This is a genomic window from Macrococcus lamae (assembly GCF_004359545.1).
Lineage (GTDB): Bacteria > Bacillota > Bacilli > Staphylococcales > Staphylococcaceae > Macrococcus > Macrococcus lamae.
Map to the genome: position 1 here is coordinate 180,328 of NZ_SCWB01000001.1, position 14,192 is coordinate 194,519.

Consider the following 14,192-nt stretch of genomic DNA (forward strand, 5'->3'; position numbering starts at 1 on the left):
GCTTCCTCCTGATTACAAAGCTTTTGTTTCTATGATAAAATAAATAAGATTAAACAACAAGGTAGGTAACGTTATGGACAAGATTAACATTGCGATAGATGGACCGGCAGCTGCTGGAAAAAGTACGATAGCCAAACGAGTGGCGGCTGCACTCAATATGATTTATGTTGATACTGGTGCCATGTACCGGGCAATTACATTTGCACATTTGAACAACAAAGAAATTCCCTTTAATGAGCTGGTGAATCAGCTGGAGATCAAGTTAATTAATGAAAAAGGCCAACGTGTGCTGTTAAATGATGAGGATATCACTGATAGAATTCGCGAGAACGATATAACTGAAAATGTCTCTTTTGTTGCAAGTCAGCCTGAAGTAAGAGCATTTCTCGTAGAGTTGCAGCAGATGATGACTCGAGATAAAGGTGTGGTCATGGATGGTCGTGATATCGGAACAACAGTGATTCCTGATGCTGAGCTTAAAGTTTATATGATTGCTTCTGTTGAGGAACGGGCGAATAGACGTCTTCTGGATAATGAATCAAGAGGTATTGCCAGTTCCTATGATCAGCTGATTGCCGACATTTCAGAGCGCGATCATCTCGATATGACACGTGATATCTCACCGCTTACTAAAGCAGAGGATGCAGTCTCTATTGATACAACTGGTCTATCGATTGAACATGTGACCGATAAAATATTATCACTCGCAGAGGAACGTCTATAGTAAAGGCGTATTTCTTGACTTTTATTCCATATTATAAGAAGTTTAATATGGAAGTTTTATTATTAGGAGGACGAGACGATGACTGAAGAATTTAACGAAAACATGATAACTGAAATTAACGAAGGCGATAAAGTAACTGGTACTGTTCAAAAAATCGAGGATAAGCACGTTGTTGTGCAAATCGAAGGTGCAAAATATGACGGTATCATTCCTATCAGCCAGTTAACGAGTCTTCATATTGAAAAAGCTGAAGAGGCAGTATCAGTTGGTGATGAAATTGAAGCATTTGTCACTAAAATAGAAGATAAAGAAGAGGATGGACATTACATTTTATCCAAACGTAAATTAGACGAAGTTCAATCATTTGATTCATTACGTGAAAAATTTGAAAACAATGAAACACTTGAAGCTGAAGTGAAAGAAGTAGTAAAAGGCGGACTAGTCGTAGACGTTGGTCTGCGAGGGTTCATTCCTGCTTCATTGATTTCAACTGAATACATTGAAGATTTTTCTGATTATCAAGGACGTCAGCTGACGCTTAAGATTGAAGAGCTGGATCAGGAAAAGAATCGTGTGATTTTAAACCATAAAGCGATTGAAGAAGAAGAAAATAAAGCCAAACGTGCTGAATCCCTCAAATCGCTTGAAGCAGGTTCTATCGTTGACGGAAAAGTTGCACGTATTACTAATTTTGGTGCATTCGTCAATATCGGCAATGTGGATGGTTTAGTTCATATTTCTCAGATTACTCATGACCGTCTTGAAAAAGTGGAAGATGCACTGGAAATCGGGCAGGACGTTAAAGTGAAAATTCTGAACGTCGACGAAGACTCAGAACGTATTTCACTGTCGATCAAAGATGCATTGCCTGGACCATTTGAAACAATCGATGAGCAGTTCAAAGTAGGCGACATCGTCGAAGGTAAAGTGATGAGACTCGCTGCTTTCGGTGCATTTGTTGAGATTGCTAAAGGACTTCAAGGGTTAGTCCATATATCCCAGATCAGCCATGAACATATTGCTAATCCTGCTGATGTACTTGAAGCAGGACAGACCGTCCGCGTAAAAATTCTTGATATCAATAAAGAAGATGAACGTATCGGTCTATCCATCAAAGCGACTGAAGAGCAGTCAGAAGACTTTGATACTTCATACTTGAATTCATCTCAGCAAAATGATGATGCGCCGACGCTTGGTGATGTCTTCGGTGATAAGTTCAAAAATTTAAAATTATAATCTGTTAAGACTAAAGAAGTAACGTTTCGGCGTTACTTTTTTTTAATTATGATAACAATTCAACATATGATAAAATAGATTGGATATTAATTGAGAGGAAGAACAAATTGACTAAACCAACTATAGCTATCGTCGGCCGTCCTAATGTCGGTAAATCAACTATATTTAACCGTATTATCGGTGAACGTGTTTCTATCGTCGAAGATACACCAGGCGTGACACGTGACCGTATTTATTCCAGTGGCGATTGGCTGACACATGAATTCAACATTATAGATACAGGCGGTATTGAACTTGGAGATGAACCATTCCAGGAACAGATTCGTGCTCAGGCTGAAATCGCTATCGATGAAGCTGACGTCATTATCTTTATGGTCAATGCACGAGATGGTGTGACCCGTGATGATGAATTCGTTGCCCAGCTTCTTTATAAATCAAATAAACCTGTCGTACTAGCTGTAAACAAAGTAGATAACCCTGAAATGAGAAGTGATATTTATGAATTCTATTCATTAGGTTTCGGCGAACCGTTTCCTATCTCTGGTTCTCATGGTCTGGGTCTCGGTGATATGCTGGATGAAGCAAGCAAACACTTTCCTGAAGACAATGAAGAAGATTATGATGACAATATCATTAAATTCAGCTTGATTGGTCGTCCTAATGTTGGCAAATCCAGCATGATTAACAGCATTCTCGGAGAAGAACGGGTCATTGTATCGCCGGTTGCGGGCACGACAAGAGACGCAATAGATACAGTGTATACAATCCAGGATCAGGAGTATGTCATGATTGATACAGCGGGCATGCGTAAAAAGGGGAAAGTCTACGAATCTACAGAACGTTATTCCGTACTTCGTGCGCTTCGCGCGATAGAACGTTCTAATGTTGTATTGGTCGTAATAGATGCTGAAGAAGGAATTATTGAGCAGGACAAGAAAATTGCCGGGTACGCTCACGAGGCAGGAAAAGCAATTGTTATTGTAGTCAACAAGTGGGATACAGTTGACAAAGACTCTAAAACGATGAAAAAGTTTGAAGACAATATTCGTGCGCACTTCCAGTTTCTAGACTATGCTCCGATTGCTTTCGTTTCTGCATTGCAGAAAAAACGTCTGACTACATTATTCCCGCTGATCAATATGGCAAGTGAAAACCATAAAAAACGTGTGCAAAGCAGTACACTCAATGAAGTCATTACAGATGCAGTAGCAATGAATCCTACGCCGACCGATAACGGCAGCCGTCTGAACATTTTCTACAGCACACAGGTGGCGATTGAACCACCGACATTTGTTGTTTTTGTCAATGATGTAGAAATGATGCACTTCTCGTATCAGCGATTTCTCGAGAATAGAATACGTGATGCATTTGGTTTTGAGGGAACACCTATTCATTTAATTGCAAGAAAGCGTAATTAGGAGGAAATTTTTATGACGACAATAACAGTACTAGGAACAGGCAGCTGGGGTACAGCGCTTGCTAATGTTCTGTTAGATAATGGACATGATGTAATGATGTGGGGAAAAACACAGCAGACTGTCGATGAGCTTAATCATTCAAAGACAAATCAAAAATACCTTCCCGGCATTACTTTGAATGAGAATATGCAGGCCACTTCAGACTTAAAAAAGGCACTCTCTTTCAGTGATTATTTGATCATGGCTGTTCCGACTAAAGGTATTCGCGAAGTATGTCAGAAAATCAATAGAGAAGCGGATAGTAAAAAAGTCATTGTACATGTCTCCAAAGGAATTGAACCACAGACTTTTAAACGAATCTCACAGATGATCGAAGAAGAAATTCATGAAGATTTTTTTACAGGGGTAGGGGTGTTAAGCGGGCCGAGTCATGCCGAGGAAGTCGCACTCAGACAACCGACCACGGTTGCAGTAGCCTCAGACAATGAAGCTATCAGAACAATGACTCAGGATTTATTTATGTCGGATTATTTCCGGGTCTATACAAATGATGATCTGATTGGTGTAGAGATCGGCGGCGCTTTAAAAAATATCATAGCTCTCGCTGTTGGAATTACAGATGGTCTGGGTCACGGCGATAATGCGAAAGCGGCATTGATGACTCGTGGTCTTGCTGAAATTACAAGGCTCGGAACAAAAATGGGTGCTGATCCGATGACATTTTTAGGACTTGCAGGTATAGGTGATTTAATCGTCACGTGTACATCTGTACACTCTCGAAACTGGAAGTGCGGGAATATGCTCGGTAAAGGTCTGTCTCTTGAAGAAGCATTAAGTAGAATGGGAATGGTAGTTGAAGGCGTGAGAACGACTGAAGCAGCCTTTGAGATGGCACAGACTTATAACGTTGAGATGCCGATTACTGAAGCGTTATATGGCGTACTGTTCAACAATGAACCACTGGAAACTAATGTCAAGACCTTAATGAATCGTGAAAAAACAAATGAATAGGTGACTGTAATGTTTAACATATCAAGAATGGATTTAATGTGGGTATCTTTCTACTCACTCGGATTGATGCTTGCAGCTATGGCGCTTATCTATTTCGCCAGATTCAAAGTCAAAAATAAAGTTTTGTCTACAGTACTGACAATTGCGGCTTACTTAAGCCTGATTATCAGTGGTCTGCTGATGATTGTGGTGTTAGGTGGTTCAAGCCATGCTTAAACGTCTATTACTACTCATCATACCTGTCTTTCTTCTATCCGGTTGTCTCTATCCAGAAGAACAACGTACTGAAAACCAGGTGGCGCCTGACGACCAATTGAAGATGGTGCAGACTGCAGTCGACCAATATCAGCAGGATAATGATGGTCTTCTGCCGATTAAAGAACGGGATACAAGCTATGACATCTATGTCAAACACCCCATTGATTTTGAAAAGCTGTCACCACGGTACTTATCTCAATTGCCTGGTTCTTCCTTTGAGAAGGGCGGATATTTTCAATATGTGCTGGTGGATGTCGAAAAAAATCCGACAGTTAAATTGATTGACCTACGTACCTCTGAGGTGCTGAAAGATTTAAGGATACGGCTGAATGTAAAAAATAATGAACTGCCGCTCAAAAATAAAATCGGACCAAATGTTTATGAGATTGACTACAAGAAATATGGTCTAAAAAAATATCCGACTGTTAAAAGTCCATATAGCGGTGAAGCACTGCCGATATATATTAACGGCGGAAATGATTTCATCATTGATTACACAGTTGACCTCGGCAAAAAAATAAGCGACAGCCATTTAAATCTGGAAAAAGGATCCGATATACGCCATATCCTATATGACGATTCACCAATACTTCCAGCATACAGCGTCCCTTATACTGTAGACGATAAAAATGAGCCTGTATTTAAAACGCACGCGATAATTAAGTGAAAAAATAATTAAACTGACAATAAACATTGCAGTAGCAACGTTTGTTATGTTAAAGTCATTACATAATGATAAACTATTATCATTACATAACCTTTGGGGAGGTGAATTGACGTGAATAAAACAGATTTAATCAATGCAGTTTCTGAAAATGCTAATTTAACTAAAAAAGAAGCAGGCTTAGCTGTTGATGCTGTTTTTGAATCAATTCAAAAATCATTATCTAATGGTGAGAAGGTTCAATTAATCGGTTTCGGTAACTTTGAAGTTCGTGAACGTGCTGCTCGTAAAGGGCGTAACCCACAAACTGGTAAAGAAATCGAAATTCCAGCAAGCAAAGTACCAGGATTTAAAGCTGGTAAAGCTTTGAAAGACGCAGTTAAATAATTGTGACTTTTAAAAAAGCCCGTTTTCGGGCTTTTTTATTTTGAGTTTATTGGTTTAACTCTGACGTATTTAAGTTATAATATACAAGTAATGACTGGAGGAATAACGATGGGCTTCATTGCACAATATAATCATGACAATCAAATGCTTGAGCAGCGGTATACTTCATATAAGTGCCCTGAAATCAATCCTTATATAGCAGCGATCGTTGAGCGGCTGAACATCAGCAGCAATGTCAAAAAAGCTATCATCGCTATTGATTCCAGCATGAGATATGCTGATTTAATTGATCATGACAATAAGGCGACGGCCTTACTGACGACTGACCTTCTTAGTGCTTTATTTTACCGCTACATGGCAGAAGAGTTCAACGTCGGTCAATTTAAAGTGCTGACTCAGGCAGTAAAAGCACAGAATATGTGGAAATCGATGTTTAAGGAAAGCGGAGATCAGTCATTAATTGCTAAAATCGAAACTGCCTTTGTGGCGCCGTTCATATCGATTCAGGATAGTGATATGCAAAGATTGATTCAGCATTCATCACTTAATAATATTAAAAGTAGGTGCAGTATTGAATAAACAGGAAATGCCTAAGACACAGGAAGAAAAAACAGAACTGGTACATGGTGTATTTGAAAATATTTCAGCCCGCTATGATCGTCTGAACGATATCATTAGTTTTAATCAGCACAAAAGCTGGCGAAAAAAAGTTATGAAGCGCATGGCAGTGAAGTCTGGCGCTAAAGCACTTGATATCTGCTGCGGAACAGGAGACTGGACCATTCAGCTGGCACGGGCAGTCGGAAAGTCAGGTCAGGTCACAGGACTCGACTTTAGCGCTAACATGCTGAAGGTGGCTGAAGAGAAAACAAGACAAATCAATAATATCAGCCTGATACAGGGTAATGCAATGGAACTTCCTTTTCCGGATAACCAGTTTGATTATGTCACCATTGGTTTTGGGCTGAGAAATGTTCCTGATTATTTGCAGGTGCTGAAAGAAATGCACCGTGTTGTAAAACCAGGTGGAATGGTTGTCTGTCTCGAGACGAGTGATCCAACTATGCCGGTCTTTAAACAAGGCTATCAAGTTTACTTTAAATTCATCATGCCGCTGTTTGGTAAGATCTTTGCCAAGTCGATGAAAGAATACAGCTGGTTACAGCAATCTGCCTTTAACTTCCCAGGTAAATTCGAACTAGCTAAATTATTTGCTGAAGCAGGTTTTGTTAAAATTGAGTTCAAAGGATTCACAGGCGGCGTTAGTGCAATGCACATCGGCTATAAACCACATTAAGGATGATCATTATGAACGAAAGTATCAAATCAGTTGAATCATTATTAAATGATGTCATCAGTGATGATCAAACATCATTGAACGAAGCGGGAAAACATATTCTGACATCTGGTGGTAAAAGAATCCGACCTTATTTTGTGCTACTGTCTGGTACTTTTGGGAAAGCTGATGATGAGACACTGATTAAAACTGCCACAGCTCTTGAAATTATTCATATGGCAAGCCTCGTACATGATGATTACATTGATGACAGCTCAAAGCGGAGAGGAGTCAATGCAGTTCATGAAGAGTGGGATGCACCTGTTGCTGTTCAGACAGGTCACTATCTTCTTGCAGCAGCGTTGAATTTAATCGCTGATATCGACAATGAATATTATCATCAGTATTTAGCAGATGTTATTCTTGAAGTTTGTTACGGTGAATTCGCTCAAATGGAAGACCAGTTCAACAAAGATATCACTTTCAGAAAATATTTAAGACGGATCAACAGAAAAACAGCTATATTACTTGAGGCAAGCTGCAAACTCGGTGGTATTAGTACGGGGGCATCTGAGCATGATATTTATCATTTAGGCAGATTCGGACACTATATGGGAATGAGTTTTCAGATTATAGATGATGTGCTGGATTATACAAGTACTGAAGACCAGTTAGGCAAGCCGGTCGGTGGCGATATTCGTAATGGACATATTACATTGCCGTTATTGTGTGCCTTGAAAAAGGAGCCGCAGTTAGTCGAGCTGCTTGAAAGCCTTCACCCAACTCAGACATCAAGTTACTATGATCGGATCATCGCTTTGGTGAAGACAAATGGTATTGATGAAGCGCTGCTAATCAGCGGCCAATTTACACAGAAAGCCTATGAGCATTTAAAACAGCTTCCGAGTACAGATGCAAGATATCAAATGCAGGAGCTGCTCGAGAGAATGACGGGGCGTACACATTAGGGATTGAAAGAAATCGTTTACAATGGTAAACTGTTTTTGGCTTTATAATAAACAAAGGTAGGGATAATGATGGAAAGAACTTTCTTAATGATTAAGCCGGACGGCGTTGGGCGTAACTTAATCGGTGAAATAGTAAAACGTATTGAAAACAAAGGTCTGAAAATTGTCGGTGCAAAACTGATGACTGTTTCAGAAGACTTAGCTAAAACTCATTACGGAGAGCATAGTGAAAGACCGTTCTTCGGTGAGCTTGTAGATTTCATCACTTCAGGTCCTGTATTTGCAATGGTTCTTGAAGGTGAGAACGTGGTACAGGTCGGCCGTACATTAGTAGGAGTCACTAATCCTTCTGAATCACTTCCTGGCACAATTCGCGGGGACTTCGGGCTGACTGTCGGTAAGAACATTATTCATGGGTCTGATTCCGTTGAATCAGCAGAGAAAGAAATCGCATTATGGTTCAACAGCGAAGAACTAGTTGACTATTCTTTAGTCAATTCAACATGGGTCTACTAATAGACATTAAACAGGTCGTGCGATGGCACGACTTTTTTTATTTATGGTAAACTATGAGTACTTAATGGTGTGAAAGGATGTATACGTGTGAGATTTTTAACAGCGGGCGAATCACATGGCCCTCAACTGACAGTGATTATAGAAGGAATGCCTGCAAATTTGTTTTTGACAGCAGAAGAAATTACAACAGAACTTCTCAAGAGACAGGGTGGGTACGGTCGAGGCCGCAGAATGCAGATTGAGAAGGATACTGTAGAAATCATGTCTGGTGTAAGAAATGGTTATACGCTCGGCAGCCCTGTTACATTAGTCGTCAAAAATGATGACCACAAACATTGGCTGAATATAATGGGCGTATCACCGATTGCTGAATCTGCTCAGGAACAGATGAAACGAGTGATTACAAAACCTAGACCAGGTCATGCGGATTTAGTCGGAGGAATGAAGTACGACCATCGTGACCTTAGAAATGTTCTTGAGCGTTCAAGTGCCCGCGAAACAGCTGCCAGAGTTGCAGTCGGTGCAGTCTCTAAAATTCTTTTGCAGCAGCTGGACATTCACGTGATGAGTCGTGTCAAGGAAATCGGCGGAATAAGGGATGAGTCTAATTATACTCCGGAAGAGATTGCAGCTGGTAATGACTTGAATGACGTGAGATGTCTGAATGAAACCGTTGCAGCTCAGATGCGTGAACGAATTGATGATGCTAAAAAAGCAGGTGACTCCATCGGCGGGGAAGTAGAAGTTTGTGTCGTCAACTGTCCACCAGGTCTCGGCAGCTATGTTCACTACGATAGAAAACTTGATGGACGTATTGCTCAAAGTGTCGTCAGTATCAATGCATTTAAAGGTGTCTCGTTCGGAGAAGGATTCAAAATGGCCAGTATGCCTGGGAGCAGTGTGCAGGATCCAATTGCTTACAATGAGACAACTGGGTTTTACAGACTCAGCAATCATCTCGGAGGTTTTGAAGGCGGTATGACAAATGGGATGCCGATTATTGTGAATGCAGTAATGAAGCCTATACCGACGCTTTATAAACCACTTCCTTCCGTTGATATTATTTCAAAAGAGAGTTATCAGGCGAGTATCGAGCGTTCAGACAGCTGTGCTGTCCCTGCGGCATCTATTGTCTGTGAGCATGCTGTAGCATTTGAGATTGCCCGTGCTGTATTAGAAGAATTCCAGTCCAATCATATGGATCAGCTGAAAACTCAGGTAGAACGTTACCGGGAAGAGCTGAGACATTTTTAATGGAATTGATGACAACTTACACTGAGAATAATTATCCTATCATAGTCGGTGATGAAGCGCTGCACAGTCTGTTAAAGCTGACTCATTATCAGCATTACATCTATATTATTGATCGCCGGGTGATGTCAGAACATTCGTCGAAAGTCAACCAACTGCTGCTTCAACCAAATCTGATTTTTGTAGTAGAAGCAGGTGAAAGTTTAAAGACGCTGGAACAGTATACTGAAATCATTGAACAAATTTTATCTGCTGGTATCACACGGCGCTCAGTTGTCATGGCTGTCGGTGGAGGCAGTGTTGGTGACTTTGCTGGTTTTATTGCAGCTACTTTACTTCGGGGAATAGATTTTATACAGATTCCTACAACGATACTTGCACACGATTCCAGTGTCGGAGGGAAAACCGGACTTAACAGTTCAGCAGGTAAAAATTTAATTGGTGCTTTTAAACGGCCGGCAGGTGTATATTATGATTTATCTTTTTTAACGACGCTCTCATACGAAGAAAAACTGAGTGGATTTGCCGAAGTCATAAAGCATGCGATGCTTGAATCTGTTGAACAGAGACAAAAACTTGAACAGGATGTTCCCTCATCCAGCGAACTGAATCAGCTGAAAAACATGGATTACTGGATTATGACAGGAATCAGAAGAAAACTTGAGATTGTAGTTGCAGATGAGTTCGAGCACGGCGTTAGAAGTTATTTGAATTTAGGGCATACACTCGGGCATGCTATTGAATTTACCCATAAAATACCACATGGTCATGCAATCATGATAGGGCTGCTCTATATGGAAATACTATCTGGAAGAAATCCAGTTCTCCTGCTTGAGTGGTTTAAAGCATTGAGACTGCCGTTACCAGTCTTCAAAGATTTTCATTGTTACTATGATTTAATGAAGAAAGATAAGAAAAATAACGATGAAAATATTCAGTTTATACTGTTGAAAGATAAGCCCTGTATGGAGCATTTCACGAAAGAACAGCTGTCTGAAGCATTTGATTCATTAATGTCATTGTTAGGAGTAGATTATGACTATTAAATTAAAAGCACCATTACGTGGAAGTGCAACGGTACCCGGAGATAAGTCGATGACCCACCGTGCCATTATTTTCAGTTCATTGGCCACTGGACAATCTGTTATCTATGATCCACTGCTTGGAGAGGACTGTCTGTCAACAATTGATGTCTTCCGGAGACTCGGTGTTGAAATTACTGTCTCTGATCATCAAATAACGATTCAATCTGATGGATGGAGTAATTTCAAGGAGCCCGTACAAGTACTTTATACCGGCAATTCCGGTACGACCACACGACTATTGGCAGGGGTCATGAGTGGACTTCCGTTTAGAACGATTTTATCAGGAGACGCTTCTATCGGCAGACGTCCGATGAAGCGGATCATTGAACCATTGAATGCCATGGGCGCTCAGGTCAGTGGCAGTCATAACAATACACGTACTCCCATAGTCATTGAACCTTCAATGATCAAAGGAATAGATCACCAAATGACTGTCGCCAGCGCGCAGGTTAAGTCAGCACTTCTACTGGCTGGATTATTTGCTGATGAAACTGTACGTATCACTGAAAACGTTAAAACAAGAAATCATACGGAGACGATGCTTCCGGTATATGGAGTAAACATTCAACTAGAGGACAATGTTATCACCCTTCCTCAACGTTCAATAGATGAGATGCGTCCAAGTGACTTCAAAGTCCCGGGAGATATTTCGTCCGCGGCTTTTCTAATGGTAGCAGCATTGATTACACCTGGCAGTGACATTACTCTTAACAATGTCGGAATCAATAATACACGAAACGGCATTGTAGAGGTCATTAAAATGATGAACGGTAATATTGAAGTATCTGTTGTAACTACAGATGGCGAGCCGACTGCAGCTATTCGTGTTCAATATACTTCAGAGTTAAAGCCTGTCACAATAGAAGGAGCTCTCATTCCGAGGCTTATCGATGAACTTCCGATTATCGCATTATTAATGACTCAGGCTGATGGACAGAGCATCATTAAGGATGCCGAAGAATTGAAGGTCAAGGAAACTAATAGAATTGATGCAGTAGTTGAAGAACTCGGGAAGGTAGGATTTCACCTCACTGCCACTGAAGATGGAATGATTGTCAATCCAGGACGGAGCAACCGTCATAAAGCAACAGACAGCCGAGGTGATCACAGAATCGGCATGATGCTTGCAGTTGCAAGCTTGCTCACACCAGAGCCTGTTGAAATCAAAGGGTTTGACAGCATCGCGGTGTCATTTCCTGACTTTATGGATATGATGGAAAGGTTGGGAACATATTAATGGATATTTATCATATAATAGACAAAGTGCATTTGCAGAAGATAGAACAGATTGATAACGACATTAATGATGCACTGATGTCAGAAGACCACGAAGGTTTATTTGTCCTTGGAGAAACACTTTATCAGTACGGACTTGTGCCCCAAGGGATGAAAGTTTTTGAAGCACTCTATCATCAATATCCAGAAGAAATAGAGCTGCTCGTCTACTACATCGAAGGACTCATTGATGAGAATCAAATAGACAAGGCACTGGAAATTCTGCATCATGCACCAAAGACAACAGAACGACTGCTGCTTGAAGCAGATGTCTATCAGCAGCAGGACATGATAGAAGTCGCACTGGATAAGTTGAAGTCAGCGGAAGAGCTGGCACCTGACGATTTGATCATTACATTTGCGCTGGCAGAGCTGTTTTATTTCGATGCACAGTATCTTCAGGCAGCCCGTCGCTATGAAACACTGCTAAACAGTGGAGAACAAGTGATTAATCACGTGAATGTAAACAGCCGGCTGGCAGATGCTATGCTGCAGAGCGGAGACTATGAACAAGCAGAAATTTATTTTAACACATTGGAAGAACAGGAAATGACCAGTGATGACTTTTTCAGGAAAGCCATCGCGCTTCAGAAAAATGATCATGTGCCTGATGCCATTCAGGTGCTGAATACACTGCTGGAAAAAGATCCTGATTACATGCATGCCTATTTATTACTCGTCAATCTCTATGAAGCGGAAAGATTATATGATGAAGCGATTTTGATAGGTAAGCAGGGCCTTGCTTTGAATGAGTTTTTCAAGGAGCTTCTTGTCGATACAGCACGTGTCATGCTGCATACTAAGAATCAAGAGGCAGAACAGTACTTGATTCAAGCATTGACAATCGATCCTTCATATACAGAAGCAGCACTTCTGCTCTCTGACTATTATAAGGAAAATGACATGTTTGAAGAATCAGTGAGGTTATTTTCTTTAATTGATGAAGAAGATATTGATCCGATTGTTAAATGGAATCTTGGATATAGTTATCAGCAGCTTGAACGGGATAATGAAGCTAAACATTTCTATGAACAGGCCTATGCTGATTTAAGTGATAACTTGGATTTTCTCTATGATTATCATGACTATCTTCTTGAAATCGGTGAAGATACAACCAAAGTCCGTAGCCAGCTTACTGCACTTGATCCAGGTTTCGATCCGTATGAAAGATGATCCGATTCTGGTCGATATTGTTGGCAAACGACAAGGGTTTTTAAAGTATCTGCTTTTCCACCATACAATTGAACAGAAAGAAGTGGTCTGGGTATTAAATTTTCTAAAGGACCACGAAGTTCTTGAACACTTTACTTTCAGTAATCCTCCTGCAGAAATCAATGAAGGTATTACACTGACCAGGTCTCATCAGTTACTCTTTCATTATAAAGATCGTATTATTACACAAGCCGATGTGATCTTCCATCTTTTAAATCAAGTAGAAGGAAACTACTACTTTTATATAGCATTTAATGAACCGAAATTTAGCGAACTCGAACGCTATGAAAAAATCAGGAAACTTATCCTCAATAGACAACTGCCAGATGATTTCCGGATGCTTAATGCTCAGGATCACAGCCGGTTGACAGAAATCATCAGCGATAAAATAGAGGTAGCGCTGCTATTGCATGATAGAACTGATTTTAATTATTACAGTGCTTTAATAAATAGACTGAAGGAATGATGATATGTTATTTAACTACAGGGATTTAAAAGATATTAAACATCAGCTCGAATATATCGACACCGCTATAATTCCCATCATTGATGTTGATTATAGAGGGCAATTGATGACTATCGTTGATCATTACGAAGTCATCCAGGCGTTGACATTGGAAGTAGAGAACCAGTTCAAGGGACGCGTCCTGCTCATTCCTCCGGTCCAAGTGCAGGAGGATTATACGCTGCCTGTTGTTATAGGTGAACAGTTAAAAGGTTATGGAATGAAAAATGTCTTATTTGTGTCATCTATGAACAGTCATTTTCAAACTCAGCTTGAGCATTTCAAAGTCAATATTTTTCCGCTTGAGACAATGGATGACGATTTTAAACAGGAAATGATTCAAACTCAGGTGAAAGACTTGATGCGTCATATTATAGCAATGTGGAATAAGTAACCTTATTTTAAT

17 protein-coding genes are annotated in these 14,192 nt (G+C 40.4%); all 17 read left to right on the forward strand.

What is annotated here, in order from left to right:
* Positions 1-73 precede the first annotated feature (73 nt).
* Positions 74-724, forward strand: a complete 651-nt coding sequence (gene cmk / locus ERX29_RS00985; RefSeq protein ID WP_133442810.1) for a (d)CMP kinase — start codon at positions 74-76, stop codon at positions 722-724.
* A gap of 78 nt (positions 725-802) precedes the next feature.
* Complete coding sequence (gene rpsA / locus ERX29_RS00990) at positions 803-1,960, forward strand: 30S ribosomal protein S1 (protein ID WP_133442811.1); 1,158 nt, start codon at positions 803-805, stop codon at positions 1,958-1,960.
* A gap of 107 nt (positions 1,961-2,067) precedes the next feature.
* The gene (der, locus tag ERX29_RS00995; protein ID WP_133442812.1) at positions 2,068-3,378 is read left to right on the forward strand and encodes a ribosome biogenesis GTPase Der; all 1,311 of its coding nucleotides are present in this window, start codon (positions 2,068-2,070) and stop codon (positions 3,376-3,378) included.
* 12 nt (positions 3,379-3,390) lie between these two features.
* Complete coding sequence (locus ERX29_RS01000; RefSeq protein ID WP_133442813.1) at positions 3,391-4,389, forward strand: NAD(P)H-dependent glycerol-3-phosphate dehydrogenase; 999 nt, start codon at positions 3,391-3,393, stop codon at positions 4,387-4,389.
* A 27-nt stretch (positions 4,390-4,416) separates the two neighbouring features.
* Positions 4,417-4,605: a DUF2768 domain-containing protein gene (locus ERX29_RS01005; protein ID WP_243719919.1), complete on the forward strand. Its 189-nt coding sequence runs from the start codon at positions 4,417-4,419 to the stop codon at positions 4,603-4,605.
* Positions 4,598-5,314 (forward strand): hypothetical protein, encoded by a 717-nt coding sequence (locus ERX29_RS01010; RefSeq protein ID WP_165981017.1) that lies wholly within the window; start codon positions 4,598-4,600, stop codon positions 5,312-5,314. The genes ERX29_RS01005 and ERX29_RS01010 overlap by 8 nt, the downstream gene beginning before the upstream one ends.
* A 111-nt stretch (positions 5,315-5,425) precedes the next feature.
* Positions 5,426-5,698 (forward strand): HU family DNA-binding protein, encoded by a 273-nt coding sequence (locus ERX29_RS01015; protein WP_133442816.1) that lies wholly within the window; start codon positions 5,426-5,428, stop codon positions 5,696-5,698.
* 108 nt (positions 5,699-5,806) lie between these two features.
* Positions 5,807-6,277, forward strand: a complete 471-nt coding sequence (locus tag ERX29_RS01020) for a hypothetical protein (RefSeq protein ID WP_133442817.1) — start codon at positions 5,807-5,809, stop codon at positions 6,275-6,277.
* Between the two features lie 7 nt (positions 6,278-6,284).
* Positions 6,285-6,995 carry a demethylmenaquinone methyltransferase gene (locus ERX29_RS01025; protein ID WP_133442918.1) on the forward strand — a complete coding sequence of 237 codons (711 nt, stop codon included), beginning with the start codon at positions 6,285-6,287 and terminating at the stop codon, positions 6,993-6,995.
* 11 nt (positions 6,996-7,006) lie between these two features.
* Positions 7,007-7,942, forward strand: a complete 936-nt coding sequence (gene hexs-b, locus ERX29_RS01030) for a hexaprenyl-diphosphate synthase large subunit (protein WP_165981018.1) — start codon at positions 7,007-7,009, stop codon at positions 7,940-7,942.
* A gap of 69 nt (positions 7,943-8,011) precedes the next feature.
* Positions 8,012-8,458 (forward strand): nucleoside-diphosphate kinase, encoded by a 447-nt coding sequence (ndk, locus tag ERX29_RS01035; protein WP_133442919.1) that lies wholly within the window; start codon positions 8,012-8,014, stop codon positions 8,456-8,458.
* Between the two features lie 87 nt (positions 8,459-8,545).
* Complete coding sequence (gene aroC, locus ERX29_RS01040; protein ID WP_133442819.1) at positions 8,546-9,712, forward strand: chorismate synthase; 1,167 nt, start codon at positions 8,546-8,548, stop codon at positions 9,710-9,712.
* Entirely contained in the window at positions 9,712-10,755 is a 1,044-nt protein-coding gene (locus tag ERX29_RS01045; RefSeq protein ID WP_133442820.1) for a 3-dehydroquinate synthase, read from the forward strand. The genes aroC and ERX29_RS01045 overlap by 1 nt, the downstream gene beginning before the upstream one ends.
* On the forward strand, positions 10,745-12,031 hold the full coding sequence (aroA, locus tag ERX29_RS01050; RefSeq protein WP_133442821.1) for a 3-phosphoshikimate 1-carboxyvinyltransferase: 1,287 nt from the start codon (positions 10,745-10,747) through the stop codon (positions 12,029-12,031). The genes ERX29_RS01045 and aroA overlap by 11 nt, the downstream gene beginning before the upstream one ends.
* Positions 12,031-13,242 carry a tetratricopeptide repeat protein gene (locus tag ERX29_RS01055; RefSeq protein ID WP_133442822.1) on the forward strand — a complete coding sequence of 404 codons (1,212 nt, stop codon included), beginning with the start codon at positions 12,031-12,033 and terminating at the stop codon, positions 13,240-13,242. The genes aroA and ERX29_RS01055 overlap by 1 nt, the downstream gene beginning before the upstream one ends.
* On the forward strand, positions 13,232-13,747 hold the full coding sequence (locus tag ERX29_RS01060; RefSeq protein WP_165981019.1) for a YpiB family protein: 516 nt from the start codon (positions 13,232-13,234) through the stop codon (positions 13,745-13,747). Before ERX29_RS01055 ends, ERX29_RS01060 begins: the two co-directional genes overlap by 11 nt.
* A 4-nt stretch (positions 13,748-13,751) precedes the next feature.
* Entirely contained in the window at positions 13,752-14,180 is a 429-nt protein-coding gene (locus ERX29_RS01065) for a DUF2487 family protein (protein WP_133442824.1), read from the forward strand.
* The last annotated feature ends 12 nt before the right edge of the window (positions 14,181-14,192 follow it).